Raw genomic sequence first — 26,960 nt, 5'->3', positions numbered from 1 at the left:
ATCGTCCTGTTGCAAATCTTACATTGGCTCCTTTAAGTCTCCCGGATGCCCGGCATCGCTCCGTCGCGAGCAAGTGCCTCGAGTGGCTTTCCGTGAACGCGGCTGCGACCACGTAGCCGGATCCAACAAAACAGAACGGGATCAACAGGATGAATCGCACTTTCAGGGTCGTCTGGAACGGGAGTCTGGGCGTCTGGCAGGCTGTATCTGAACTGGCCGTGTCGGCCGTCAAAGGAGCAGGCGCGGGCGGGAAGCGCCGCGCACGGCGTCGCGCTGCGGCGAGCGCGATGTTCGCGGTGTCGCTGGGCCTGGCCGCGCCGCTAGCGTACGCGGCCGACGTGCTCCTCATAGGCACAGGCGGCACGGGCGGCGGTGACGGTGGCAACGGCAGCATCAGCGGCGGCGGTGGCGGGGCAGACTTCTACCTTCCAGGCGCTGGTGGTGCGGGTGGTGTTCCCGCTCCGACGCAGACTCTCCCCAGCCCGGCCAGCGGCAGCAGCCTCCTGCCGATCTACGACTACGTCGGCATCGGGGGCGGCGCCGGCGGCGGGGACGGTGCCAACCTGGGCGGCATGAATGGAGGCGACGGAGGTGCGGGGGTACTCAATCTCAACGGCACGGCCCTGAACGTCACCAACACGCTGCTGATCGGCGGTGCCGGTGGCGGTGGCGGTTCGGGCGGAGCCCCCTTCACACGGGGCGGCAATGGCGGCACGGGCGGCAGTGGAACGCTCACTGCCACCGGCGGGGCGACCATCACGGTCGGCACCCAGCTGTACATCGGCGGCCTGGGTGGCACGGGCGGCAACTGCGGCTGCTCCGGCAACGGCGGGGCGGGCGGCGCGGGTGTCTTCAACCTGGGTGATGGCAGCACGCTGAACCTGACCGGCGCCGCTTTCACCATCAATGGAAACGGCACGTTCAACATCGGCAATGCCACGGCCAACGGCACGACCGCCGGCACCGTCACCGGGCTGGTCGGCAGCATCACCAATGCGGGCACGATCAACTTCAACCAGTCCGATGCCACCTACGCATTTGCCACGGCCATCGCCGGCACCGGCGCGGTCGTGCAGAACGGCAGCGGCATCACCTTCCTGACCGGGGCGAACACCTATTCGGGCGCCACGATCGTCAATGCCGGCCTGATCAACTTCAGCAACGGTGGCAACCTCGGTACCGGCCGCATCACCCTGAACGGCGGCGGCCTGCAATGGGCCGCGGCAAACACGACGGACATTTCCGGCCGGTTGAATGCGCTGGGTGCAAGCGGCGGCACGTTCGACACCAACGGCAACGACGTGACGCTGGCAAGCGGCATCAGCGGTACCGGCGGCCTGACGAAGACGGGCGCCGGCATCCTGACGCTGACGAACGCGAACAGCTACACGGGCGAGACGACCATCAGCAACGGCACGCTGAAACTGGCCGGCGCGGGCACCCTGGCCGGGGCGACCGGTGTATCGCTGACGGGGGGCAGCGCGGTGTTCGACCTGTCGACCGGCAGCAGCCAGTCGGTGGCGCACCTGTCGGGCGTGGCGGGCAGCCTGGTGGCACTGGGCGCCAACACCTTGACCCTGACCGACAACACATCGCAAACCTTCAGCGGCAGTCTGATCGGCACCGGTGGCGGCCTCGTCAAGCAGGGCACCGGCACGCTGACGCTCTCGGGCGCCAGCACCTACACCGGCGGCACCGCGCTGCGCCAGGGGCGCCTGAACCTCGGCAACAACCTGGCGCTGGGCACTGGCACGCTGTCGATGGACGACGACACCACGTTGGGCTTCAGCGCCGACGGGCTGACGATCGCCAACGCGATCCAGCTCACGGGCAACAACGATCCGGTCATCGACTCCGGGGCCTTCAACGCGACCCTGAGCGGCGCGATCAGCGGCGGCGGCTTCATCACGAAGGAAGGCACGGGCACGCTGACGCTGTCGGGCGCCAACAACTACACCGGCGCGACCAACGTCGCGCAGGGCACGCTCAAGGCGGGCGCCGCCAACACCTTCAGCGCGGCTTCGGTGCACAGCGTGGCTTCGGGCGCGACGCTGGACCTCGCCGGGTTCAACCAGACGGTTGCTTCGCTAGCCAACAGCGGCACCGTCTCGCTGGTGGGTGCGACCGCAGGCACCACGCTGACGGTGACGGGCGCGTACGTCGGCAACAACGGCGTGCTCAGGCTCGGCACCGCGCTCAACGGCACGGGGCCGTCGGATCGTCTGGTGCTCAACGGCGCAACTGCGGTGGCCAGCGGCAAGACCACGGTGCAGATCACCAACCTCGGCGGCCTGGGTGCGCTCACCAGTGGCAATGGCATCGAGGTGATCACCGCGCAGAACGGCGCGACGACCACTGCGCAGACGACCAAGGATGCGTTCTCGCTGGCCAATGGCCACGTGGATGCCGGCGCCTACGAGTACCGCTTGTACGCGGCCGATGCCAACGGCGCAGGCGAGAACTGGTTCCTGCGTTCGAGCACCACAGCATCGCCAGGTGCGCCCACGCCCTCTGCGCCCGTGGTCACCTACCGCGCGGAAGCCTCGCTCTACGCCGCGCTGGCGGGCCAGCTGCGACAGGGCAACCTCGCGATGCTGGGCGACCTGCGCAAGCGCGTGGGCGATGACGACGTCAAGGGCACCGCGACCACCCCGACCGGTTCTGATCGCCGCGCCTGGGCCCGCGTGCTCTCCACCGACATCGACATCCAGCAGGGCGGTGCCGTCTCGCCATCCAGCAAAGGGCGCCTCACCGGCTTCCAGGCCGGCACAGACCTGCTGGTCATGCCGAACTGGCGCGCAGGCCTCTACGTCGGCCAGCTCGACGGCGATGCCCGCGTGAGAGGCTTCGCCAGCGGCATCCAGAACCTGGCCGTGGGCCGCAACGACCTGCGCAGCCAGTACCTGGGCGTGTACGGCACCTACACCAGCGACAGCGGCTTCTACGCCGATGCGGTGGTGCAGTCGGGCCGTCACCGCTACACGGTCGAGCCATTCCTGAGCCCGGGTGTCGGCGGCAAGGGCAACAGCCTGCTGGGCTCGATCGAGGTGGGCCAGGCCTTTGCGTTGGGCGGCAGTGGCTGGAGCGTCGAGCCGCAGCTGCAGCTGATTCACCAGCACATGGATCTGAACAACTCCGCCATCGTCGGCGCCATCGCGCAGCCGCAGGCCGACAGCGGCTGGATCGCCCGTGCGGGCGTGCGGGTCAAGGGCCAGATCGACACGGGCATCGGCGCGCTTCAGCCGTACGGCCGCTTCAATGTCTACAGGACATCGAGCGGCGCGGACATCGCGCGCTTCGTGAACGGGGCGACGACGACCGATATCTCGGCGCCGACGGGCGGCACAAGCACCGAGCTGGCAGGTGGCTTCACGCTGGCGCTGGGCCAGACGACAAGCCTCTACGGCGAAATCGGCAAGCTCTGGGCCAGCGGTGGCGACGCCAAGGTCAAGAGCTCGATCAACGGGTCGATCGGCGTGCGGGTGAAGTGGTGAAAGGCTGAGCCCGGAACGGATCAGTCCGCGGGAACCCCCGCGCTCCACGCGGACCAGTTGCCCACGATCGCATCCACCAGCGGGCGTCCCGCGATCAGGAGATTGCCGGTAGCGATCGGGAAACCGCCCGACTCGGCATTCAACGAGGCGTAAGCGGTCTGCCCCTGGTAGGGCCGATCGAAATTGGAGGCCGTGCGGAGAACCGCCACGCGCTGCAGGTCGAGCAGCCCCGCGCTGGCGCCTCGCTTCAATGCCTCGTAGGTGGCGTTGTCTTCCTGCTGGGTGGTGCAGTACTTGCCCTGCCCGTCGGTCACGAGCGAAACCCAGCGCGTGGCGGTTTCGCCCAGGAACCTGCCGTGCCAGTAGGTGTCGCCGGCCGCGGTGTCGCATTGCAGGACCGACGGGCGGGCCTTGGCGGTTGGCTGCGAATACCTGGCGCGGTAGGCGCGTGCCTTGTCGTTGTCGGCCAGCGGCGCATTGGCCGAGAGCTTCAGGGCCTTCTGCAGCAGCTTCTCGTTGAGGCGGAAGACCTCGGTCCGGTATTCGAACTTGGGCTTCGAGTCCGGATCCTTGGCGCCGATGCCGAAGTAGCCAGAGCGCCAGGTCGATGGCATTTCACGCGCATCTATCTCGTGTGCGATGCCGAAGTCGACCAGGAACCGGGCCCAGGTGGCAGAACCGATGGTCGAGACATTCGGGTCGACGCCTGCGATGCCGGCCACCAGGAAGTAAGTCTTCGAGAGGTCGAACTTCCCGCTGAACACCAGTGCCGTGATGGAAGCCGCCGCGTTGGTATGGCCCATGCCGGTGGTGACCTGGCACACCGAATCGGCGTTGCACCGGACCAGCGGATCGTCGGCGGACAGGCCCGGCACCTTGATCTCCCGGGTCAGCTTCAGCGGCTCGAACCACACCTGTGCCTCGGGCTTGAACATGCTGATGATGAGAACCTTCACCGCAATCTGCTGTGGCGGCTTCGCGCCGGGTGCATCGGTAGCGCAGCCGAACAGCAGCGTTGTCGCGAAGGCGATGAATGCCGCCCTCGTGCCAAACCAGGTCACGCGTTGAAAAACTGACATTCGCCTTCTCCTTGTTGAGCCCAAAGAGATCGCAATTTACAGGCCAAAAAAAAGCTGCCCGAAGGCAGCTTTTCTGATCATCGAAATTCGACGGAAGCTCAGCGAGCCGTGATCGGCTTCACGTCGCGCTTCGGCGAACCTTCGAACAGCTGGCGCGGGCGGCCGATCTTGTACTCGGGGTCGCCGATCATTTCGTTCAGCTGGGCGATCCAGCCGACCGTGCGGGCCAGCGCGAAGATCGCGGTGAACAGCGGCACCGGGATACCGATGGCGCGCTGCACGATACCCGAGTAGAAGTCGACGTTCGGGTACAGCTTGCGCGACACGAAGTACTCGTCTTCCAGGGCGATCTTTTCCAGTTCCTTGGCGAGCTTGAACAGCGGGTCTTGTTCCAGACCCAGCTCGGTCAGCACTTCGTTGCAGGTTTCCTGCATCAGCTTGGCGCGCGGGTCGTAGTTCTTGTACACGCGGTGGCCGAAGCCCATCAGCTTGACGTTCGAGTTCTTGTCCTTGACCTTCTTGATGAACTCGCCGATCTTCTCCACGCCACCTTCCTTCTGGATGTCGTAGAGCATGTTCAGCGCCGCTTCGTTGGCGCCGCCGTGGGCGGGACCCCAGAGGCAGGCCACGCCGGCCGCGATGGCCGCGAAGGGGTTCGTGCCCGACGAGCCGCACAGGCGCACCGTCGAGGTCGAGGCGTTCTGCTCGTGGTCTGCGTGCAGGATGAAGATGCGGTCGAGCGCGCGCTCGAGCACCGGGTTCACCTTGTACTCTTCGCACGGCGTGGCGAACATCATGTGCAGGAAGTTGCCGGCGTAGCTCAGGTCGTTCTTCGGGTACATGTACGGCTGGCCGATCGTGTACTTGTAGGCCATTGCCACGAGCGTGGGCATCTTCGCGATCAGGCGGATCGCGGCGATCTCGCGGTGCTCGGGATTGTTGATGTCCGTGCTGTCGTGATAGAAGGCCGACAGGGCGCCCACCAGGCCGGTCATGATGGCCATCGGATGCGCGTCGCGACGGAAGCCGCGCAGGAAGAACTGCATCTGCTCGTTCACCATCGTGTGGTTGGTCACGAGCTTGGTGAAGTTGGCCTTCTTGGCCGTGTCCGGCAGTTCACCGTACAGCAGCAGGTGGCAGGTCTCCATGAAGTCGCAGTTGGTCGCGAGCTGCTCGATGGGGTAGCCGCGATACAGCAGCTCGCCCTTGTCGCCATCGATGTACGTGATGGCCGACTGGCAGGCGGCGGTCGACATGAAGCCCGGGTCGTAGGTGAACATGCCGGTCTGTGCGTACAGCTTGCGGATGTCGATCACGTCGGGGCCCACGGTGCCCTTGTAGATCGGCAGTTCGACGCTGTCGCCGCCGTTGCTGAACGACAGCGTGGCCTTGGTATCGGATGCTTTCATTTCGGTTTACTTTCAGAGGTGGATTCAGGACGAAGGAGAGATTGCGGGACGCTGCGCGCCGTCGGTACGCATCAGCTGCAGCAATGCGACCACCTCGGCCCCGGCCCATGCGGGCTCGGGCTCCTTCCTGCGCAGAAGGAGGTCAAGGAGGTCGTTGTCCGACAGGTCCATCAGTGTCTCCATCGCTCCCGCTTGACCCACGGTCATGCGGAATTCGTGCCGCTCGAAGAAGCGGGCGATGAACAGGTCGTTCTCGAGCAGTCCGCGCCGGCAGCGCCATTTGAGCTTGCTCAGCGCACGTTCACTGAGCAGGTCGGCGGAGTCGGCGGCGGGTTGCATGGTGGCTTCTCGAACAAATGGATCAGGGTCAGATGGCGCGGCGCACCATCAATTCCTTGATCTTGCCGATGGCCTTGGTCGGGTTCAGGCTCTTCGGGCACACGTCCACGCAGTTCATGATCGTGTGGCAGCGGAACAGGCGGTACGGGTCTTCCAGGTTGTCCAGGCGCTCGGCGGTGGCTTCGTCGCGGCTGTCGGCGATGAAGCGGTAGGCCTGCAGCAGGCCGGCGGGGCCCACGAACTTGTCGGGGTTCCACCAGAAGCTCGGGCAGCTCGTGGAGCAGCTCGCGCACAGGATGCACTCGTACAGGCCGTTGAGCTCTTCGCGCTCTTCGGGCGACTGCAGGCGTTCCTTTTCGGGCGGCACGGTGTCGTTCTGCAGGTACGGCTTGATCGAGTTGTACTGCTTGAAGAACTGCGTCATGTCCACGATCAGGTCGCGGATGACGGGCAGGCCCGGCAGCGGCTTGAGCACGACGGTGCCCTTGAGCGTGTTCATGTTGGTCAGGCAGGCCAGACCGTTCTTGCCGTTGATGTTCATCGCGTCGGAGCCGCAGACGCCTTCGCGGCACGAGCGGCGGAACGACAGCGTAGGGTCTTGCGCCTTGAGCTTCATGAGGGCGTCGAGCAGCATGCGCTCGTGGCCGTCGAGTTCGATCTCGACCGTCTGCATGTAGGGCTTGGCGTCCTTGTCCGGGTCGTAGCGGTAAATCTGGAATGTGCGCTTCATCGTAGTGACCTTGTGAATGCTTTGTATGAGCTGACTGTGAGCCGTTCTCTTAGAACGTGCGGACCTTGGGTGGAACCGAGGCCACGGTGAGCGGCTGCAGCTTGACCGGCTTGTACGAGAGGCGGTTGTCCTGGCTGTACCAGAGCGTGTGCTTCATCCAGTTGACGTCGTCGCGGCCGAGCGGTGCGACAGGGTCGTCCGCCGGGCGTTCGTAGTCTTCGACCGTGTGGGCGCCGCGGCATTCCTTGCGGGCGGCGGCCGAGACCATGGTGGCCTGCGCCACTTCGATCAGGTTGTCGACTTCCAGCGCTTCGATGCGGGCGGTGTTGAACACCTTCGACTTGTCCTTCAGGCCGATGGCCTTGACGCGCTCGCGCACGGCGGCGATCTTGGTCACGCCTTCGTCCATCGAAGCCTGCTTGCGGAACACTGCCGCATGTTGCTGCATGACGGCGCGGATCTCGCCGGCCACGTCCTGGGCGTATTCGCCGGTGGTGGTCGATTCGAGGCGGTTCAGGCGCTCCAGCGTGCGGTCGGCCGCATCGTTGGGCAGGGGCTTGTGTTCCTTGAGCTTGTCGTTGAACTCGACGATGTGGTTGCCGGCCGCGCGGCCGAACACCAGCAGGTCGAGCAGCGAGTTCGTGCCCAGGCGGTTGGCGCCGTGCACGCTCACGCAGGAGCATTCGCCCACGGCGTAGAGGCCGTTCACCACTGCGCTGTTCTCTTCACCCTTCTGGATGACGACCTGGCCGTGGATGTTGGTCGGGATGCCGCCCATCTGGTAGTGGATGGTGGGCACGACCGGAATCGGTTCCTTCGTGATGTCGACGTTGGCGAAGTTGACGCCGATTTCGTACACCGAGGGCAGGCGCTTGTGGATGGTTTCGGCGCCCAGGTGGTCGAGCTTGAGCAGCACGTAGTCCTTGTTGGGACCGCAGCCTCGGCCCTCCTTGATTTCCTGGTCCATCGAGCGCGACACGAAGTCACGCGGCGCCAGGTCTTTCAGGGTGGGCGCATAGCGCTCCATGAAGCGTTCGCCGTTGCTATTCAGCAGGATCGCGCCTTCGCCGCGGCAGCCTTCGGTCAGCAGCACGCCTGCGCCGGCCACGCCGGTCGGGTGGAACTGCCAGAACTCCATGTCCTGCAGCGGGATGCCCGAGCGGGCCGCCATGCCGAGGCCGTCGCCGGTGTTGATGAAGGCGTTGGTCGAGGCCTGGAAGATGCGGCCTGCGCCGCCGGTGGCCAGCAGCACGGTCTTGGCCTGCAGGATGTGCAGGTCGCCGGTTTCCATTTCGAGCGCGGTCACGCCAACCACGTCGCCTTCGTCGTCACGGATGAGGTCGAGCGCCATCCATTCGACGAAGAACTGGGTGCGGGCTTCGACGTTCTTCTGATAGAGCGTGTGCAGCATCGCGTGGCCGGTACGGTCGGCCGCGGCGCAGGCGCGCTGCACGGGCTTCTCGCCGTAGTTGGCGGTGTGGCCGCCGAACGGACGCTGGTAGATGGTGCCGTCGGGGTTGCGGTCGAACGGCATGCCGAAGTGTTCGAGCTCGTACACGACCTTCGGTGCTTCGCGGCACATGAACTCGATCGCGTCCTGGTCGCCGAGCCAGTCGGAGCCCTTGATCGTGTCGTAGAAGTGGTAGTGCCAGTTGTCTTCGCTCATGTTGCCGAGCGATGCGCCCACGCCGCCTTGAGCGGCGACGGTGTGCGAACGGGTCGGGAACACCTTGGAGAGCACAGCCACGTTGAGGCCGGCACGGGCGAGTTGCAGCGAGGCGCGCATGCCGGAGCCGCCGGCACCGACGATCACGACGTCGAACTTGCGCTTGGTGATTTTTTCTTTTGTGTAGGTCATGGTGGGGTCAGATCTTCCAAAGCACTTGAATGGCCCAACCCGCACAACCGACAAGCCAGACGATGGTGAAAATTTGCAGCACGAGACGGATGCCGACGGGCTGGACGTAGTCCATCCAGACGTCGCGCATGCCGACCCACACGTGGTAGAGCAGGGCGACGATCACGGAGAACGTGAGCACCTTCATCCACTGCGCGGCGAAGATGCCGGCCCAGAGGTCGTAGCCGATGGGGCCGCGGGTGAAGATCAGTTGCGCGAGCAGCACGATCGTGAAGAGCGCCATCAGGCCGCCCGTAATGCGCTGGCTGAGCCAGTCGCGCAGACCGTAGTGCGCGCCGACGACGATGCGCTTGGAGCCGTAGTTCACAGACATGGTTGGCTCCTTCTCAGTACAGGCCGAACAGCTTGGCGCCGAGCACCACGGTGAGCAGGATGCTCAGTGCCAGCGTGACGACAGCCGAGGTATGGCCGAATTCCTTGGTCACGGCAGCGTGGCTCACGTCCATCCAGAGATGGCGCAGGCCGGCGATGAAGTGGTGCAGGTAGGCCCAGATGAGCGCGAGCGCGACCAGCTTGAAGAACCACCCCGGAACGAAACCAAGGCCGCTGTTGAAGGCGGCCTTGAACTTGGCGAACGAATAGTCGGAAGACAGCGAGGTGTCGAACATCCAGATGATGAACGGCAGCAGCAGGAACATCAGCACGCCGCTGACGCGATGCAGGATCGACACGATGCCGGCCGGCGGCAGCCGGTAGGTCGTGAGGTCGGTGAAGGCATTGATGTTGCGGAATTCGCGACGCGGAGGCCGGGGGGGAGTTGCAAGCTCTGTCATTGGGGGAAGTGCTTTCGTGGCTTTTGTGACTTGTTGGCTTGTTCTGAGAGCGAACGCTTTTGTTTCTTCTGCGGAAATGCAAACAACGCAAAATTCTATTGCAATGCACCATCGCGCAGCGGACATGCACGAGTCGGCGCACCGTTGCAGTCGGATGCTATTGACTTCGTAGCGCAATGCGCAGCTTGTATGCGCACATCGGCGCGGCGGTATTCGGCCTTCGTCTGCATCGGGATCAGCCCAGCTGGTTCCTGTAGTGGTGCGTGTCGGTGCGATAGAGCCCGCGACGCAGCTCCATCGGCATGTCATGGTAGGTGTGCGCCACGCGTTCCACGCTCAACAGGGGCATCTGCAGCGTCACGTCGAGCAGCGCGGCCTGTTCGGCATCGGGCAGCACGGCGCGGATTTTTTCTTCTGCGCGCACCATGCGCACGCCGAACTCGGTTTCGAACAACGCGTACATCGGGCCGGGCCACGCGCGCAGCCGCTCGGCGGTGAGCCCCTTGAAGGGCGCGCCGGGCAGCCAGAGGTCTTCGAGGATGGTGGGCACGCCGCCATAGGCGAGCACGCGCCGCACCTGCAGCACCGCGTCGCCCGTGCGCAGGCCGAGCGCGCGCGCCACGTCGGCCGATGCGCGCTGGCGTTTGCAGTCGACGATGGTGCGCACCGCCGGGCCCTCGGTGTTCGGGTCGCCCGCATCGGGCACGAGCTTGAGGAAGCGGTACTGCACATGCTGCTCGGCATGCGTGGCGACGAAGGTGCCCTTGCCCTGGCGGCGCACCACGAGGTTTTCGGCAGAGAGTTCGTCGATGGCCTTGCGCACCGTGCCCTGGCTCACCCGATAGCGCACGGCCAGATCCATCTCGCTCGGGATGGGCTCGCCCGGCTTCCACTCGCCCGCCTGCAGGCTCTGCAGGATCAATGTCTTGATCTGCTGGTAGAGCGGACTGAAGGACGGCGTCGCGGGCTCGTCGAATGTGGTGGGCGTGTTCATGGCAGCGGTGGGGTGCGCCTTGGCGGACCCCCGGAGGATATCTTATATAAGACATAAGACGAGGCTCATTGAATCGGCTTAAAATGCGGCCGGTCTCGCGCTGCGGGAAGTATTCCCAGCCCGCAGAACCCCTGGCGCCCCACGAGAGCGCCGACACCGTTTCATTACCTTCTGGAGTCTTCCCATGAGCAAAAAGCCCGTCCGCGTTGCCGTCACCGGTGCCGCCGGTCAAATCGGTTACGCCCTGTTGTTCCGTATCGCCTCCGGTGAAATGCTCGGCAAAGACCAGCCGGTCATCCTGCAACTGCTCGAAATCCCCGACGAGAAGGCCCAGAAGGCGCTCAAGGGCGTGATGATGGAACTCGACGACTGCGCCTTCCCGTTGCTGGCCGGCATGGAAGCCCACGGCGACCCGATGACCGCCTTCAAGGACGCCGACTACGCACTGCTCGTCGGTTCGCGTCCCCGCGGCCCCGGCATGGAACGTGCCGAACTGCTGGCCGTCAACGGTGCCATCTTCACCGCGCAAGGCAAGGCCCTCAACGCCGTCGCCAGCCGCAACGTCAAGGTGCTGGTGGTCGGCAACCCTGCCAACACCAACGCCTACATCGCCATGAAGAGCGCTCCCGACCTGCCGCGCAAGAACTTCACCGCCATGCTGCGCCTGGACCACAACCGCGCCGCCAGCCAGATCGCCGCCAAGACCGGCAAGGCCGTGGCCGACATCGAGAAGCTCACCGTCTGGGGCAACCACTCGCCCACGATGTACGCCGACTACCGCTTCGCCACCATCAACGGCGAAAGCGTCGCCAAGATGATCAACGACCAGGAATGGAACGCCAACACCTTCCTGCCGACCGTCGGCAAGCGCGGCGCTGCCATCATCGAAGCGCGCGGCCTGTCGTCGGCTGCCTCGGCTGCCAACGCCGCCATCGACCACATGCGCGACTGGGCCCTGGGCACCAACGGCAAGTGGGTCACCATGGGCATTCCGTCGGACGGCCAGTACGGCATTCCGAAGGACGTGATGTTCGGCTTCCCGGTCACCTGCGAAAACGGTGAATACAAGCTGGTCGAAGGCCTCGAGATCGATGCATTCAGCCAGGAACGCATCAACAAGACCCTGGAAGAACTGGAAGGCGAACGCGCCGGCGTCGCTCACCTGCTCTAAAGCACGACCAGCCAGCATGCTCGACTGGAACCCCGCGCTCTACCGTCGCTACGAGGACGAGCGCACCCGACCCGCACAGGAGCTCCTGGCGCGGGTGCCACTGACCGAGGCCGCCCGCGTGGTCGACCTCGGGTGCGGACCGGGCAACTCCACCGAGCTGCTGGTCAACCGGTTTCCGAAGGCGCAAGTCCTCGGAACCGACAACTCCGAAGCCATGCTTGTCAGCGCGCGCGAGCGCCTGCCGCAGGCGCGCTTCGAGTTGAGCGACATTGCGGCCTGGGCGCCGCAATCCCAGGAAGAAACGCCCGACCTCATTTATGCCAACGCGTCCCTGCAGTGGGTGCCCGATCACGAAAAGCTGATCCCGCGCCTGTTCGACGCGCTGGCCCCGGGTGGCGTGCTCGCCATCCAGATGCCCGACAACCGCCAGGAGCCCACGCATCGCCTGATGCGTGCGTTGGCCGCTGAAGCACCGTGGGCCGAACGCATCGGCGACGCCGACAAGCTGCGCACCCTGCTGCTCGACCTCGGTGGCTACTACGACCTGCTGGCGCCGCGTGCGGTGCACGTCGATGTCTGGCACACGATCTACCAGCACCGCATGGCCGATGCCGCATCCATCGTCGAATGGGTGCGCGGCACGGGGCTGAAGCCTTTCGTCGACCGCCTGCCGCCGGACCTGCAGGCGAGCTACCTTGCCGAGTACGAGCGTCGAGTGAACGAAGCCTATCCGGCGCGCACCGACGGCAAGCGGCTGCTCGCCTTTCCGCGCATGTTCATCGTGGCGCAGAAAAAGGCATGACGAAGACCGCGCATCCCGCTGAAGTACTGCTCGGCGCACAAGCCGGCGCCGTGACGTTGCCTGTGTGCGACCACTACAGCGGCGTCGAAGCGCGCATGAAGAAGAGCCTCGCGCTCCAGGCGGAGATGGCCGAGGAGTTCGGCGCCTGCGTGTTCGACGTTACCCTCGATTGCGAAGACGGCGCCCCGGTAGGCGGCGAGGCCGAGCATGCCGCGCTCGTCACCGAACTGGCGCTGGCCGCCAGGCCCGGCATGCGCGTCGGCGTGCGCGTGCACCCCGTCGACCATCCCGCCTTTGCCGGCGACGTGATCACCATTGCCGGCCGTGCCGCCCAGCGCCTGAGTCATTTGATGGTGCCGAAGGTCGAATCGGTGGCCGATGTGTTGCAGGCTGTCGCGGCGCTCGAGGCGGCGGATGCCGATGCATTGCCGCTGCACGTGTTGATCGAGTCGCCGTTCGCCGTGCACAACGCCTTCGAGATTGCCGCCCATCCGCGCGTGCAGTCGCTGAGCTTCGGCCTGATGGATTTCGTCTCGGCCCACGCCGGCGCGATCCCCGCCGATGGCATGGGTGCGGCAGGGCAGTTCAGCCACCCGCTGGTGGTGCGCGCCAAGCTGGCCATCGCATCGGCCGCGCATGCCTACGGCAAGGTGCCTTCGCACTGCGTGGTCACCGAGTTCAGCAACACCGATGCCATGCGCACGGCGGCCCGCAAGGCGGCCACCGAATTCGGCTACACGCGCATGTGGAGCATCCACCCGAACCAGATCCGCCCCATCCTCGAGGCCTTTGCGCCCGACGAGGCGCAGATTCAAGTTGCCACACAAATCATTGCAAAAGCGGCGCTTGCTGATTGGGCTCCGACACAAATTGATGGCACATTGCACGACCGCGCGAGCTACCGCCACTTTTGGCAGGTCTTGATGCGCGCCCACGCAACAGGGCGCGCGTTGCCCCCCGAGGCGAAAGCCTGGTTTGCGCTCGCGGCCTCCTGAAACTCTCTGAATCCAGCCTCAAGGAAACCCACACATGAAGAAAATTGCCCTGATCGCCGCCGTCGCCCTGGCCCTGCCGCTTGCAGCAGTCGCGCAGGACGCCAAGCCCGCGGCCAAGCCTGCGGCAAAGGCCGAAGCCAAGAAGACGCCTCCCAAGCGCCAGGTCACCCGCAAGGCGGCCAAGGCTGTCGAGGAAGTCACGCCGATCGCCGACGACACCAACGTCGTGCTCACCGATGCCGACCTGGCTGTCGCCCAGCGCGTGTCGATCGGCCGCGCCCAGTGCGAACTCGGCGCCGACGTGACCGTCACGCCCGACGAAAAGAAGCCCGGCTTCTTCACCGTGACCACCAAGGGCCTGAAGTACCGCATGCACCCGGTCGAAAGCCGCACCGGCGCCATCCGCCTCGAAGACCCGCGTGCCGGCGCCATGTGGCTGCAGCTCGGCAACAAGTCGATGCTGATGAACCAGAAGGCCGGCCTGCGCATTGCCGATGAATGCCAGACCGACGCCCAGGTCGCATTTGCCGCAGAAATGAAGAAGAACCCGCCGAAGGCCCTGTTCGAAGGCGCCGACGGCGAAAAGAAGTAAGTAACGAAACGGCGTGCGGCGCGGCTCTTGCTTGCCGTACTGCACGCCCGCCAGCTCAGTTTCCGGAGAAAAGAAGATGTTGCAAGCCTACGTTGACCATGTTGCCGAACGCGCCGCGCTCGGTATCCCGCCGCTGCCCTTGAGCGCGAAGCAGACCTCTGAAGCGATCGAGCTCCTCAAGAGCGCGAACGCCAAGGACGGCGCCTTCCTGCTCGACCTGCTCACCTATCGCGTGCCCGCCGGCGTCGACGACGCCGCCAAGGTCAAGGCGAGCTACCTCGCGGCCGTGGCCCACGGCACCGAGAAGAGCGAGTTCATTTCGCGCGCCCGCGCGACCGAACTGCTCGGCACCATGCTCGGCGGCTACAACATCAGCCCCATGATCGACCTGCTCGACGACGCCGAAGTCGGCGCTGTGGCAGCAGAAGGCCTGAAGAAAACCCTGTTGATGTTCGACCAGTTCCACGACGTCAAGGAAAAGGCCGACAAGGGCAACGCCAACGCCAAGGGCGTGCTGCAAAGCTGGGCCGATGCCGAGTGGTTCACCAGCCGTCCCGAAGTGCCCGAGAGCATCACCGTCAGCATCTTCAAGGTGGCCGGCGAAATCAACACCGACGACCTGTCGCCCGCACCCGACGCGACGACCCGTCCCGACATTCCGATGCACGCGCTCGCGATGCACAAGAACGCACGCCCGGGCATCGTTCCCGAAGAAGACGGCAAGCGCGGCCCCGTGAAGTTCATCGAAGACCTGCGCGCCCGCGGCCACCTCGTGGCCTATGCCGGCGACGTGGTCGGCACGGGTTCTTCGCGCAAGAGCGCCACCAACTCGGTGCTCTGGTTCACCGGCGAAGACATTCCCTTCGTGCCGAACAAGCGCTTCGGCGGCGTCTGCCTCGGCGGCAAGATCGCTCCCATCTTCTACAACACCATGGAAGACTCGGGCGCGCTGCCCATCGAGCTCGACGTGGCGCAGATGAACATGGGCGACGTGGTCGAGCTGCGTCCCTATGAAGGCAAGGCGCTGAAGGACGGCAAGGTCATCGCCGAGTTCCAGGTCAAGAGCGACGTGCTGTTCGACGAAGTGCGCGCCGGTGGCCGCATTCCGCTGATCATCGGCCGCGGCCTGACGGCCAAGGCGCGCGAGGCGCTGGGCCTGCCCGTGTCGACGCTGTTCCGCCTGCCGCAAAGCCCGGTCGACACCAAGAAGGGCTTCTCGCTGGCACAGAAGATGGTCGGCCGCGCCTGTGGCCTGCCAGAAGGCCAGGGCGTTCGCCCGGGCACGTACTGCGAACCCAAGATGACCTCGGTCGGCTCGCAGGACACCACCGGCCCGATGACGCGCGACGAACTGAAGGACCTGGCTTGCCTGGGCTTCTCGGCCGACCTCGTCATGCAGTCGTTCTGCCACACGGCGGCGTACCCCAAGAAGGTCGACGTCAAGATGCACCACGAATTGCCCGAGTTCATGGCCAACCGCGGCGGCGTGTCGCTGCGCCCCGGCGACGGCGTGATCCACTCGTGGCTCAACCGCCTGCTGACGCCCGACACCGTGGGCACGGGCGGCGACAGCCACACCCGCTTCCCCATCGGCATCAGCTTCCCGGCAGGCTCGGGCCTCGTTGCCTTCGCTGCCGCCACCGGCGTGATGCCGCTGGACATGCCCGAATCGGTGCTCGTGCGCTTCAAGGGCAAGATGCAACCCGGCGTGACGCTGCGTGACCTGGTCAACGCAATTCCGCTGTACGCCATCAAGTCCGGCCTGCTGACGGTCGAGAAGAAGGGCAAGAAGAACATCTTCTCGGGCCGCATCCTCGAAATCGAAGGCCTGCCCGACCTGAAGGTGGAGCAAGCCTTCGAGCTGAGCGACGCCTCGGCCGAACGCTCGGCCGCCGGCTGCACGGTGCACCTGAACAAGGAGCCGATCATCGAGTACATCAACAGCAACATCACGCTGATGAAGTGGATGATTGCCGAAGGCTACGCCGATGCCCGCACGCTGCAACGCCGCATCGCCGCGCAGGAAGCCTGGCTTGCGGACCCGCAACTGCTCAAGGGCGACGCCGACGCCGACTACGCCGCCGTGATCGAGATCGACCTGGCCGAGATCCACGAACCCATCGTGGCCTGCCCGAACGACCCCGATGACGTGAAGACGCTCAGCGACGTGGCAGGCGCCGTGATCGACGAAGTGTTCATCGGCTCGTGCATGACCAACATCGGCCACTTCCGCGCCGCGTCGAAGCTGCTCGAAGGCAAGCGCGACATCCCGGTCAAGCTGTGGATCGCTCCGCCCACCAAGATGGACGCGCAGCAGCTCACCGAGGAAGGCCACTACGGCGTGTTCGGCAATGCCGGTGCCCGCACCGAAATGCCGGGCTGCTCGCTGTGCATGGGCAACCAGGCACAGGTGCGCGAAGGCGCGACGGTGATGTCGACCAGCACGCGCAACTTCCCCAACCGCCTGGGCAAGAACACCAACGTGTACCTCGGCTCGGCCGAACTGGCCGCCATCTGCTCGCGCCTGGGTCGCATCCCGACCCGCGAGGAGTACATGGCCGCCACGGGCGTGCTCGATGCGTCCAGCGCGCAGATCTACCAGTACCTGAACTTCGACAAGATCGAGGACTACAAGGGCGTGGCGGACACGGTCGCGGCCTGATCTTCTTCGGCTCGCTCCAATCAGAAAGCCCCGCTTCGGCGGGGCTTTTTTGTGGGCGATGCGCCTTCGTTCAGCTCAGAGCGAGGGCGCGTTGGGCTGCAGGTACTCCTGGCCCGTGAGCACCATCTTTGCTCCGACCGGGCCGCCCACCGCATGGGGCAGGGAGGTCAGCAGCGAGTTGGCGAAGTCGCCGCGGTACAGCTTGGCGCCCTGGTGTGTCAGGTTGGAATTGGCGTCGATGTAGATCGACTCGCCCAGCCCCGACCACAGGCGGCAGAAGCCGTAGTCTTCCGAGAGATAGCGGCGCGTCTGCGGGTCGACCATCACGTCGAAGAAGCGGTAGTGCAGGCCCAGGTCGGCCTCGCCGATGCTGTCGGGCACGTAGGCGAGGTCGGGGTAGCTCGCCATGAGCCGCTCGAACACGGCGCGCTTGATCACCATGAATCCGGTCGGTGCCTCGGTCATCTCCATGAAGCCGTCGGGCTGGATCTTGAGTTCGACCTGCGAAGTGGTCTCCGAGGCCTTGGCGTTGACCGTGTAGCGGGTGAAGGTGGCCTCGAACTGCTGCTGTGTCGTGCCCGCGGCCACGCCGTCGTCGGGCCAGTTCTCCCGCTTGAGCGGATAGACGCCGGCCGCGATGTCGTAGCCCGACAGCAGCAACCGGAAGGCCGCCTGCGCCGAGAAGCCGATGTCGGCGTCGATCCAGAACAGGTGGGTCCATTGCGGATTGGCGAGGAACTGGGCCACGCAGTTGTTCCGCGCACGCGTCACCAGGCTCTCGCCCTGGTGCATCAGCACCTGCATGCGCATGCCGGCGCGCTCGGCCTGGACAGTGAAGTTCAGCATCGAGGCGACGTAGTTCTGGAAGAACTTGCCGTCGTGGCTCGGTGTCACGACCACGGGAAAGAACTGCCGGAGTTCGGACGAGTCAAGCATTTCGGGCTCCGTGTGCCTATCTATCGGGCGGGGCGCTGCATCAGGCCGAGCAGCAGGTTGTTGTAGACCTCGGTGGCCGCGGCGTTGCCGGGGAGGTAGCGGTCGATCAGGCTGCGCTGGCGCTCGCGATAAGCGATTGCCTGCGCATCATGCGTGTCGATGGCTTCGAGCACCCGGGCGCTGCCGCCGGCCACGTCGTTGCCCTGGTAGTAGTAGCCGAGGTCCGCGCACAGGTGCGCGTTGTGCACCAGCGGGTAGCCCTGCCAGCAGGTTTCCAGATAGAAATAGTTGAGCGGGTTCTCCCACTGGTGCGAAACCACGATGTCGGTGTTCTGCGCGAGGAACACGGGCGTTTCATGTCGGCCCAGGAAGACCGCCTTGTGCTCTCGCACCAGGTCGAGCTGGTTCATCAGCGTGATGAACTCCATGTTCTCCCTGGCCAGCCGTTCGGCATTGGTGACTTGCAGCAGCGCGACGGCTTCGGGCCGGGCGCGGTAGGCCAACTCGGCGATCAGTACCGGGTAGAGGCAGAACTTCACCACGTTGATGTTCGGCTCCATCACGCTGAGGCGGCGCGGCCCGGCGTGCGGCTGGTAGACGCCGGCGTCGGGCAGGGCTCGCGTGCGTTCGTCCAGGAATACCGGGCTCCACACGAAAGGCACGGGGCGCGCCTCGGCCCGGCGCAGCACCTCGAAGTACGGCTGGCTGATGTTCGCCACCTGCGGAACCATCCAGATGTCGTCGTAGCGCTGGTTCACGAACAGGTTCTGCCCCCAGAGCGGCTTGTTGAACAGCATCGACTCCATGGCGTGCACGTATTCGAAGCCGCAGCAGTAGGACACCAGCCGCGCGCCGCGCTGCTTCAGGTAGTCGGTCTGCGCCGGGTCGATCTGGCCGCCGAGCTCGATCAGCACGTGCACGTTGTCCTTGGCCGCCTCGAAGGTCACGGTAGGCCAGCGTGTCTGGTCCCAGGGCAGGGCCGGGGTGATCGGGATCGCCGTGGTGTTGACCAGTACCACCGAGGCCACATCCGGGCAGTGCTTCAGTGCTTCCGCCAGGAACACGGCGTTCTGCTTGATGCCGTTGTTCCAGAGGGTTTCGGCCTCGTGGTGGAGGCCGATGGTGATGCCGATGCGCAGCTGAATGGCGGACCTCATTTAATTGTTTCAAGAATGTTAATTGCCATCCGCGGCGATTGGAGATCGCTTTCTGGGATTGGCAATTAATTAACTGCTATGTGACGAAATTCCTATTTCAGTGGGCTTTGTCATTCTTCGAGGCTTGCAAAGAGCAGACGCACTGTCTTTGAGTCGGCGGCAAGAAGAAGGAGAAAGAGGGCTTATCGGCGAAGTTGTGTGAAAAAAGTCCGCTGAAGCCGCGCTTTGGATTCTATGTGGCCTCCCGCTTTCAGTGGCTTGTCGGCAACCCTCGGGCCTGAATGAGTTCACTCATATTTCATTTTTGTGAACTAAATCATTGGTTCGAAATTTCCCTATTGCGGCATGCGAACTCAAATGTAAACAAGTCCGTACATTCCAGCATTCCTGTAATCGAGGCACTCCCAAGCGCGTGCCTTCAGCGATGGAACCTGACGCAGGGGCATCGCATTTTTTGTCGATCTGAACCCGTCAATCCATTCACCGCGAGCCGAACAGCAAATGAACAAGTCATACAGAAGCATATGGAACGAAGCCCTGGGAGCGTGGGTGGCGGCTTCGGAGCTCACATCGGCGCGCGGCAAGCGAAGCGGTAGCGCGAAGCGGTCGACATTCCGTCTCCTGGCCGTGGCGGCCATCTATGGGGTGATGCAGGGCGGAGCCGGGGTGGCGTACGCCAACGTCATCAATACCGACGGCACCTGTGTGACGGGATCGAGTGGCATCGTCGGCCGCGTGAATCCCGGAAGCACCAGTGGAGCGACCGGTGCACCGACGCAAGACGGTACCGGCACCTACTCGCTGGTGGCGGGATGCAACGCGACCGGTACGGGCTCGACCGCGGTGACCGTGTACGGCGCGTTCGCCCAGGGCCGGGCAACCGGGGCTTCCGCATTCGGCTTCCTCAGCAACGCGAGCGGCAAGTGGAGCAGCGCCTACGGGCTGGAGTCGAGCGCGGGCGGCAGCTCCAGCATCGCGATGGGCTTCGGCAGCAACGCTGCCGCGCTCAATTCTGTAGCCATCGGCGGCGCGGGCGGGGACGGCACCACCCCGCTGACCGTTGCCAACTCGACCACCGCCTCGGGCAGCGGGGCGGTGGCCATCGGCAGCAACGCGACCAAGGGCGCGCAGGCGACCGCGACGGATTCCATCGCCATCGGCGGCCAGGCTTTTGTCAGTTCCGGGGCCACTTCGGGCGTAGCCATCGGCCGCGGCGCCAACGTCGCGGGTACCAGTGCGATTGCGCTCGGTGACGGCGCGAACGCGATCGGCAGCAATGCCATCGCCATCGGCACGAATGCCAATGCTGCGACCACCGGCGCCTCGAATCTTGCGATCGGCTGGGGCGCCGTGGCGACGGGTACGGCTGCATCGTTGGGCGATTCCACCGCCGTTGGCACAGGTGCGAAGGCCACCGGCCAGGATTCGACCGCCGTCGGTGGCCAGACCACGGCCAGTGCCTTGAACACGCTGGCGATCGGCAACAACGGCACCACGGCTTCTGCCAGCGGCGCGACCGCCTTCGGGGTGGGAGCCAAGGCCACGGGCCAGAACTCGCTGGCAGCGGGCAATGGCACGCTGGCTTCGAACACCGGCTCCATCGCCATCGGCAGCAACACCACCGACGTGGCCAAGTCGGCGGCCGTCGACGGCATCGCCATCGGTGGTCAGTCTTCGGTGGCGGCTGCCGCCAACTCCGGTATCGCGGTCGGTCGCGGCTCGATCGTCAGCGGCACAGCCGGTGTTGCCGTTGGCGACGGCGCCAATGCGTCGGCCCTCAACGCGATAGCCCTCGGCGTTTCTGCCATTGGCTCTGGCGCCAACGCAGTCGCGGTCGGCGCCGGTGCCAAGGCCAATGGCGGCGGCGCGACGGCCTTCGGCAACAACGCCAATGCAGCCTTCGGCAACGACATGGCTTTCGGCACCAACGCGCGTGCCGTTGGCGATGCATCGGGACTGGCACCTTCGACCGCTTTCGGCAACAGCGCAAATGCCACGGGCAGCGGTTCCACGGCGTTCGGGACCCTTTCGAATGCCCAGGGTGCCACCTCCGCAGCTATCGGTTATGCCGCGCAGACCGGCGCCGGTGCAACAAACGGCCTGGCGGTCGGCACCAATGCTTCTTCCATGGGTGACCGCAGCGCTGCCATTGGCTCGGGAGCCAACGCCACAGGCGCCTACTCCGTGGCCCTTGGCCGGACAGCGAATTCGTTCGCTGACGGATCCACCGCGATCGGCTCCAACGTCACCAGCGGGGCGAAGGCGCTTGCGAACGATTCGATCGCCATTGGTGGGCAGTCCGCTGTCGCTGCGACGGCAACCTCCGGCATTGCCGTCGGACGTGGATCAGCCGTCAATGGCGCGTCCGGCATTGCTGTCGGCGACAGCGCCAATGCAGCGTATGCAAACAGCGTCGCAATTGGCGCGGGCAGCGTGACCGGCGCCGCGGCGCCTACCGGCAAGGGGTTCCTCACCAACACCAACGCGCCTGCGTCCGAGGTCTCGGTGGGTTCGTCTTCCGCCCTGCGGCGAATCACGAACGTTGCCGATGGCGCGGCGCCCCAGGACGCTGTGACCGTGGCTCAGTTGAGCACGGGCATGAGCACTACCGCGAGCAGCATCGGCAGCTTGTCCACGGGCCTGAGCACAACGAACAGCAATGTGACCAGCCTGTCGACTTCGACGTCGACGGGCCTGAGCACTGCGACGAGCAACATCGGCAGCCTTTCGACCGGGCTCAGCACGACCAACAGCAGGGTTTCCAGCCTGTCGACCTCGACTTCCACAGGTTTGAGCACGGCGACAAGCAGCATCGGCAGCCTGTCGACTGGTTTGAGCACGACCAACAGCACCGTCAGCAGCCTGTCCACTGGCCTGAGCGCGTCGGCGAGCAGCATCGGTAGCCTGTCGACCGGCTTGAGCAGCACGAACAGCAGCGTGACCAGCCTGTCCACGTCGACCTCGACGGGTCTGAGTACGGCGACTAGCGGCATTGGCAGCCTGTCCACTGGCCTGAGCACGACCAACAGCAATGTTTCCAGCCTGTCGACCTCGACCTCGACCGGTTTGAGCACAGCGACGAGCAGCATCGGCAGCCTGTCGACTGGCCTGAGCACCACGAACAGCAACGTGACCAGCTTGTCGACCTCGACGTCGACCGGTCTGAGCACAGCGACGAGCAGCATCGGTAGCTTGTCGACTGGCCTGAGCACCACAAACAGCAACGTGACCAGCTTGTCGACCTCGACGTCGACCGGTCTGAGTACAGCGACGAGCAGCATCGGCAGCCTCTCGACCGGTTTGAGCACGACCAACAGCAATGTCTCCAGCCTGTCCACTGGTTTAAGCACCACGAACAGCGCCGTTGCGAGTTTGTCGACCTCGACCTCGACCGGCTTGAGCACCGCGACCAGCAGCGTCGGCAGTCTGTCTACAGGCCTGAGCACGACCAACAGCAACGTTGCGAGCCTGTCGACTTCGACCTCGACGGGTCTGAGCACCGCCACGAGCAGCATTGGCAGCCTGTCTACCGGCTTGAGCACGACGAACAGCAACGTGACCAGTCTGTCGACTTCGACGTCGACAGGTCTCAGCACCGCCACGAGCAGCATTGGCAGCCTGTCTACCGGCTTGAGCACGACGAACAGCAACGTGACCAGTCTGTCGACTTCGACGTCGACAGGTCTCAGCACCGCCACGAGCAGCATCGGCAGCCTGTCAACGGGCCTGAGCACGACCAACAGCAACCTTGGCACCCTGAGCTCGTCGGTCAGCTCGATCTACAACACCGGTACGAAGTACTTCCACGCCAACAGCACCGGCGCGGACAGCCAGGCCAACGGCGCCGACAGCGTGGCCATCGGCCAGAACGCGATCTCCAACGGCGACAACAGCGTGGCGGTCGGCAAGAACGCCCAGACCACCAAGCCCGACAGCGTGGCGCTGGGTGCGAACTCGGTGGCCAGCGTGGGTGCGTTGGCCAACTACGACGCGTTCGGCCTGACGAGCAAGCAAAGCTCATCGGGTGAAGTGAACGTGGGCAACCGCCAGATCACAGGCGTGGCGCCGGGCAGCGCGGACCAGGACGCCGTCAACGTCCTGCAAGTCAAGACCGTCACAGCTTCGTTGTCGAGCAGCATCGGCACCGCAACGAGCAGCATTGCCAGCCTTTCGACGGGCCTGAGCACGACGAACAGCAATGTGACCAGTCTGTCGACCTCGACGTCGACGGGTCTGAGCACAGCGACAAGTAGCATCGGTAGCCTGTCCACTGGCTTGAGCACGACGAACAGCAACGTGACCAGTCTGTCGACGTCGACCTCGACCGGTCTGAGCACTGCGACGAGCAGCATTGGTAGCCTGTCTACAGGTTTGAGCACGACGAATAGCAACGTGACCAGCCTGTCGACCTCGACGTCGACCGGTCTGAGCACAGCCACCAGCAGCATCGGCAGCCTGTCGACCGGCCTGAGCACGACGAACAGCAATGTGACCAGCTTGTCGACTTCAACGTCGACCGGTCTGAGCACGGCGACGAGCAGCATCGGCAGTCTGTCGACCGGCTTGAGCACGACGAACAGCAATGTGACTAGCCTGTCGACTTCGACCTCCACGGGTCTGAGCACAGCGACAAGCAACATCGGTAGCCTGTCGACTGGCTTGAGCACGACGAACAGCAACGTGACCAGCCTGTCGACTTCGACGTCGACTGGTCTGAGCACTGCGACGAGCAGCATTGGTAGCTTGTCTACCGGCCTGAGCACGACCAACAGCAATGTGACCAGTCTGTCGACCTCGACGTCGACTGGTCTGAGCACTGCGACGAGCAGCATCGGTAGCCTGTCGACTGGCCTGAGCACCACGAACAGCAACGTGACCAGCCTGTCGACGTCGACCTCGACCGGGCTGAGCACTGCGACGAGCAGCATCGGTAGTCTGTCCACCGGCTTGAGCACGACGAACAGTAATGTGACCAGCCTGTCGACTTCGACGTCGACGGGTCTGAGCACCGCGACCAGCAACATCGGTAGCCTGTCGACTGGCTTGAGCACGACGAACAGCAATGTCACCAGCCTGTCGACCTCGACGTCGACTGGTCTGAGCACCGCGACTAGCAACATCGGTAGCCTGTCGACTGGCTTGAGCACGACGAACAGCAACGTGACCAGCCTGTCGACTTCGACGTCGACTGGTCTGAGCACTGCGACGAGCAGCATCGGTAGTCTGTCCACCGGCTTGAGCACGACGAACAGTAATGTGACCAGCCTGTCGACTTCGACGTCGACGGGTCTGAGCACCGCGACCAGCAACATCGGTAGCCTGTCGACTGGCTTGAGCACGACGAACAGCAATGTCACCAGCCTCTCGACTTCGACCTCGACTGGCCTGAGCACAGCCACAAGCAGCATCGGCAGCCTGTCCACGGGCCTGAGCACGACAAACAGCAATGTGACCAGCCTGTCGACCTCGACGTCGACCGGTCTGAGCACAGCCACAAGCAGCATCGGCAGCCTGTCCACGGGCCTGAGCACGACAAACAGCAATGTGACCAGCCTGTCGACCTCGACCTCGACCGGCCTTAGTACCGCCACCAGCAACATCGGCAGTCTGTCCACCGGCCTGAGCACCGCCAACAGCAGCATCGGCAGCCTGTCCACGGGCGTCGCGAACTCGGTCCAGTACGACGATGCGACTCACACCAAGGTCACGCTGGGCGGCGCTGGTGCGACATCGCCGGTCATCCTGACCAACGTTGCCGCGGGTGTGAACCCCACCGACGCGGTGAACTTCAGCCAACTGACTTCGCTGTCGACCTCGGTTTCCAGCGGTATTGCCAGCCTGTCGACTTCCACTTCGACTGGCTTGAGCACTGCGACGAGCAGCATCGGCAGCCTGTCCACCGGCCTGAGCACGACGAACAGCAACGTCTCGAGCTTGTCGACCTCGACCTCCACGGGCCTGAGCACCGCCACGAGCAGCATCGACAGCCTGTCTACGTCGACCTCGACGGGCCTGAGCACCGCGACCAGCAGCATCGGCAGCCTGTCGACCGGTCTGAGCACGACGAACAGCAGCGTCTCCAGCCTGTCGACTTCGACCTCCACAGGGCTGAGCACCGCCACAAGCAGCATCGGCAGTTTGTCCACATCGACTTCGACGGGCATCAGCAGCCTGTCGACCGGCCTGAGCACGACCAACAGCAACGTTTCCAGCCTCTCGACTTCGACCTCCACGGGCCTGAGCACCGCCACGAGCAGCATCGACAGCCTGTCCACGTCGACTTCGACGGGCCTGAGCACGGCGACCAGCAGCATCGGCAGCCTGTCGACCGGCCTGAGCACGACAAACAGCAATGTGATCAGCCTCTCGACCTCGGTCTCCACGGGTCTGAGCACTGCCACGAGCAGCATCGACAGCTTGTCGACTTCGACTTCGACGGGCCTGAGCACGGCGACCAGCAGCATCAGCAGCCTGTCGACCGGCCTGAGCACGACGAACAGCAATGTGGCGAGCCTGTCGACGAGCCTGAGCGGTTCGACGAGCGCCATTGCCAGCCTGTCGACTTCGACTTCGACCGGCCTGAGCACGACAAACAGCAGCGTTGCCAGCCTCTCGACCTCGACCTCCACGGGGCTGAGCACCGCCACGAGCAGCATCGACAGCCTGTCCACGTCGACTTCAACAGGCTTGAGCACCGCGACCAGCAGCATCGGCAGCCTGTCGACCGGCTTGAGCACCGCGACCAGCAACATCGCAAGTCTCTCGACCGGCGTCGGCAGCCTGTCGACCGGCCTGAGCACGACCAATGTCAACGTCAACAGCTTGAGCACGTCGGTCAACAACATCTACAACACGGGCACCAAGTACTTCCACGCCAACTCGACGGCGGCAGACGCAGACGCCTCCGGCCAGGAAGCAGTGGCGATCGGCCCGCAGTCGGTGGCCAGCGGCGCCAACTCCTTTGCGGCCGGCAACGGTGCGAAGGCGACGGCCGACGGCGCGGTGGCGGTGGGCTTCGGCGCCCAGGCCACGGGTGCGAACGCGATCGCCATCGGCACCGGAGCGCTGGCCACGGGTTCGCAGGCGATCGGCGTGAACTCCCGCGCGGGCGGCGGCGGCGTGGCGCTGGGCGACAACGCGGATGCCGGCGGCACGCAGCTGAGCAAGGCGCAGAACATCTCGCAGGGCACGGCCATCGGTTTCGGCGCGATCGTGACGCAAAGCGGCGGCGTCGCACTGGGCTCGGGCTCGGTGGCTTCCACCGCGGCGGGCGTGGCCGGTTACGTGCCGGGCGGTGCGTCGGCACAGCAGCAAGCAGCCGTCAATGCGACCACCAGCACGCAGGCTGCGGTGTCGGTGGGCGATGCGGCCAACGGGCAGTACCGCCAGATCACGGGCGTGGCAGCAGGCACGGCCGACAGCGACGCGACCAACGTGGCGCAGCTCAAGGCATCGGCAGCCGCCGCGAAGGCCGGCAGCGTGCAGTACGCGACCAACCCGGACGGCTCGGTCAACTACAACCAGATCACGCTGGGCAACGGCCAGGCAACTGGCGGCACGCGCATCAGCAACGTGGCGCCGGGCATCCTGCCGGGCGACGCGGTCAACATGAGCCAGCTGAACCAGGTGCAGAGCCAGGTCGGCGACGTGGCCCGCATTGCCTACTCGGGCACGGCCATGGCCTTCGCGATGTCGGGCACCTACCTGCCGACGCTGTACCCCGGCGAGAAGACGGTGGGCGTGGGCCTCGGCAGCTACAAGGGCTACAGCGCTGTAGCGCTGACCTTCAAGGCGCTGTCCGACGACGGCAAGATGTCCTGGGGCGCGGGCCTGACGACCACGGGCAAGGAGTGGGGCGTCAACGCCGGCATCGGCTGGAAGTGGAAATAAGCCACTGAATCGGCCAGCG

Annotated in this window: 17 protein-coding genes and 1 pseudogene; 8 read left to right on the top strand and 10 right to left on the bottom strand. The window is 65.0% G+C overall.

Annotated features, from left to right (window positions below):
* The first annotated feature begins 149 nt into the window (after positions 1-149).
* Positions 150-3,494 carry an autotransporter outer membrane beta-barrel domain-containing protein gene (locus BMW87_RS07385; protein WP_093075559.1) on the top strand — a complete coding sequence of 1,115 codons (3,345 nt, stop codon included), beginning with the start codon at positions 150-152 and terminating at the stop codon, positions 3,492-3,494.
* Between the two features lie 20 nt (positions 3,495-3,514).
* Here BMW87_RS07385 and BMW87_RS07380 read toward each other — a convergent pair whose 3' ends face one another.
* The 8 genes from BMW87_RS07380 to BMW87_RS07345 form a co-directional block, all read right to left on the bottom strand.
* Positions 3,515-4,573, bottom strand: a complete 1,059-nt coding sequence (locus BMW87_RS07380; protein ID WP_093075558.1) for a purine-nucleoside phosphorylase — start codon at positions 4,571-4,573, stop codon at positions 3,515-3,517.
* Positions 4,574-4,671: 98 nt separating this feature from the next.
* Positions 4,672-5,982 carry a citrate synthase gene (gene gltA, locus BMW87_RS07375; RefSeq protein WP_093049522.1) on the bottom strand — a complete coding sequence of 437 codons (1,311 nt, stop codon included), beginning with the start codon at positions 5,980-5,982 and terminating at the stop codon, positions 4,672-4,674.
* 24 nt (positions 5,983-6,006) lie between these two features.
* Positions 6,007-6,321 (bottom strand): FAD assembly factor SdhE, encoded by a 315-nt coding sequence (locus BMW87_RS07370; RefSeq protein ID WP_093049525.1) that lies wholly within the window; start codon positions 6,319-6,321, stop codon positions 6,007-6,009.
* Between the two features lie 28 nt (positions 6,322-6,349).
* Positions 6,350-7,051 carry a succinate dehydrogenase iron-sulfur subunit gene (locus BMW87_RS07365; protein WP_093049529.1) on the bottom strand — a complete coding sequence of 234 codons (702 nt, stop codon included), beginning with the start codon at positions 7,049-7,051 and terminating at the stop codon, positions 6,350-6,352.
* 49 nt (positions 7,052-7,100) lie between these two features.
* Positions 7,101-8,909 (bottom strand): succinate dehydrogenase flavoprotein subunit, encoded by a 1,809-nt coding sequence (gene sdhA / locus BMW87_RS07360; RefSeq protein ID WP_093049532.1) that lies wholly within the window; start codon positions 8,907-8,909, stop codon positions 7,101-7,103.
* A 7-nt stretch (positions 8,910-8,916) separates the two neighbouring features.
* Complete coding sequence (sdhD, locus tag BMW87_RS07355; RefSeq protein ID WP_093049535.1) at positions 8,917-9,282, bottom strand: succinate dehydrogenase, hydrophobic membrane anchor protein; 366 nt, start codon at positions 9,280-9,282, stop codon at positions 8,917-8,919.
* 13 nt (positions 9,283-9,295) lie between these two features.
* Positions 9,296-9,742, bottom strand: a complete 447-nt coding sequence (gene sdhC / locus BMW87_RS07350; RefSeq protein ID WP_093049538.1) for a succinate dehydrogenase, cytochrome b556 subunit — start codon at positions 9,740-9,742, stop codon at positions 9,296-9,298.
* A gap of 235 nt (positions 9,743-9,977) precedes the next feature.
* Positions 9,978-10,736 (bottom strand): GntR family transcriptional regulator, encoded by a 759-nt coding sequence (locus BMW87_RS07345; protein WP_093049541.1) that lies wholly within the window; start codon positions 10,734-10,736, stop codon positions 9,978-9,980.
* Between the two features lie 184 nt (positions 10,737-10,920).
* Here BMW87_RS07345 and BMW87_RS07340 point away from each other — a divergent pair, with 184 nt between their 5' ends.
* The 5 genes from BMW87_RS07340 (at position 10,921) to BMW87_RS07320 (ending at position 16,958) form a co-directional block, all read left to right on the top strand.
* Positions 10,921-11,907: a malate dehydrogenase gene (locus BMW87_RS07340; RefSeq protein ID WP_042578072.1), complete on the top strand. Its 987-nt coding sequence runs from the start codon at positions 10,921-10,923 to the stop codon at positions 11,905-11,907.
* A 16-nt stretch (positions 11,908-11,923) separates the two neighbouring features.
* Complete coding sequence (tam, locus tag BMW87_RS07335) at positions 11,924-12,709, top strand: trans-aconitate 2-methyltransferase (protein ID WP_093075556.1); 786 nt, start codon at positions 11,924-11,926, stop codon at positions 12,707-12,709.
* On the top strand, positions 12,706-13,704 hold the full coding sequence (locus BMW87_RS07330; RefSeq protein WP_093075555.1) for an HpcH/HpaI aldolase/citrate lyase family protein: 999 nt from the start codon (positions 12,706-12,708) through the stop codon (positions 13,702-13,704). Before tam ends, BMW87_RS07330 begins: the two co-directional genes overlap by 4 nt.
* 34 nt (positions 13,705-13,738) lie before the next feature.
* Positions 13,739-14,296 (top strand): hypothetical protein, encoded by a 558-nt coding sequence (locus BMW87_RS07325; protein WP_093049550.1) that lies wholly within the window; start codon positions 13,739-13,741, stop codon positions 14,294-14,296.
* A gap of 76 nt (positions 14,297-14,372) precedes the next feature.
* On the top strand, positions 14,373-16,958 hold the full coding sequence (locus BMW87_RS07320) for a bifunctional aconitate hydratase 2/2-methylisocitrate dehydratase (protein WP_093049553.1): 2,586 nt from the start codon (positions 14,373-14,375) through the stop codon (positions 16,956-16,958).
* A 75-nt stretch (positions 16,959-17,033) separates the two neighbouring features.
* On the opposite strand, the gene BMW87_RS07315 is transcribed toward BMW87_RS07320, so the two are convergent.
* Together BMW87_RS07315 and BMW87_RS07310 are read right to left on the bottom strand one after the other, a co-directional pair.
* A complete protein-coding gene (locus BMW87_RS07315) occupies positions 17,034-17,894 on the bottom strand; it encodes a hypothetical protein (protein WP_093075553.1) in 861 nt (286 codons plus the stop codon).
* Between the two features lie 20 nt (positions 17,895-17,914).
* A complete protein-coding gene (locus BMW87_RS07310; RefSeq protein ID WP_093075552.1) occupies positions 17,915-19,051 on the bottom strand; it encodes a DUF2827 domain-containing protein in 1,137 nt (378 codons plus the stop codon).
* Positions 19,052-19,552: 501 nt separating this feature from the next.
* On the opposite strand from BMW87_RS07310, the pseudogene BMW87_RS07305 reads away from it, so the two are divergent.
* Positions 19,553-26,146: pseudogene (locus BMW87_RS07305) on the top strand (ESPR-type extended signal peptide-containing protein); the annotation flags it as partial.
* Entirely contained in the window at positions 26,144-26,941 is a 798-nt protein-coding gene (locus BMW87_RS35735; RefSeq protein ID WP_371258801.1) for a YadA-like family protein, read from the top strand. The pseudogene BMW87_RS07305 and the gene BMW87_RS35735, both read left to right, overlap by 3 nt.
* The last annotated feature ends 19 nt before the right edge of the window (positions 26,942-26,960 follow it).

Source organism: Variovorax sp. OV084, assembly GCF_900111625.1.
In the GTDB taxonomy this organism is placed as follows: Bacteria; Pseudomonadota; Gammaproteobacteria; order Burkholderiales; family Burkholderiaceae_C; genus Variovorax.
The sequence above is the reverse complement of the archived record's forward strand: the minus strand, read 5'-3'. Positions and strand labels throughout refer to the sequence as shown.

Excerpts from the sequence above, each read along its gene's own strand:
- BMW87_RS07385 (WP_093075559.1), top strand. The coding sequence starts at position 150 with ATGAATCGCACTTTCAGGGTCGTCTGGAACGGGAGTCTGGGCGTCTGG.
- BMW87_RS07380 (WP_093075558.1), bottom strand. The coding sequence starts at position 4,573 with ATGTCAGTTTTTCAACGCGTGACCTGGTTTGGCACGAGGGCGGCATTC.
- gltA (WP_093049522.1), bottom strand. The coding sequence starts at position 5,982 with ATGAAAGCATCCGATACCAAGGCCACGCTGTCGTTCAGCAACGGCGGC.
- BMW87_RS07370 (WP_093049525.1), bottom strand. The coding sequence starts at position 6,321 with ATGCAACCCGCCGCCGACTCCGCCGACCTGCTCAGTGAACGTGCGCTG.
- BMW87_RS07365 (WP_093049529.1), bottom strand. The coding sequence starts at position 7,051 with ATGAAGCGCACATTCCAGATTTACCGCTACGACCCGGACAAGGACGCC.
- sdhA (WP_093049532.1), bottom strand. The coding sequence starts at position 8,909 with ATGACCTACACAAAAGAAAAAATCACCAAGCGCAAGTTCGACGTCGTG.
- sdhD (WP_093049535.1), bottom strand. The coding sequence starts at position 9,282 with ATGTCTGTGAACTACGGCTCCAAGCGCATCGTCGTCGGCGCGCACTAC.
- sdhC (WP_093049538.1), bottom strand. The coding sequence starts at position 9,742 with ATGACAGAGCTTGCAACTCCCCCCCGGCCTCCGCGTCGCGAATTCCGC.
- BMW87_RS07345 (WP_093049541.1), bottom strand. The coding sequence starts at position 10,736 with ATGAACACGCCCACCACATTCGACGAGCCCGCGACGCCGTCCTTCAGT.
- BMW87_RS07340 (WP_042578072.1), top strand. The coding sequence starts at position 10,921 with ATGAGCAAAAAGCCCGTCCGCGTTGCCGTCACCGGTGCCGCCGGTCAA.
- tam (WP_093075556.1), top strand. The coding sequence starts at position 11,924 with ATGCTCGACTGGAACCCCGCGCTCTACCGTCGCTACGAGGACGAGCGC.
- BMW87_RS07330 (WP_093075555.1), top strand. The coding sequence starts at position 12,706 with ATGACGAAGACCGCGCATCCCGCTGAAGTACTGCTCGGCGCACAAGCC.
- BMW87_RS07325 (WP_093049550.1), top strand. The coding sequence starts at position 13,739 with ATGAAGAAAATTGCCCTGATCGCCGCCGTCGCCCTGGCCCTGCCGCTT.
- BMW87_RS07320 (WP_093049553.1), top strand. The coding sequence starts at position 14,373 with ATGTTGCAAGCCTACGTTGACCATGTTGCCGAACGCGCCGCGCTCGGT.
- BMW87_RS07315 (WP_093075553.1), bottom strand. The coding sequence starts at position 17,894 with ATGCTTGACTCGTCCGAACTCCGGCAGTTCTTTCCCGTGGTCGTGACA.
- BMW87_RS07310 (WP_093075552.1), bottom strand. The coding sequence starts at position 19,051 with ATGAGGTCCGCCATTCAGCTGCGCATCGGCATCACCATCGGCCTCCAC.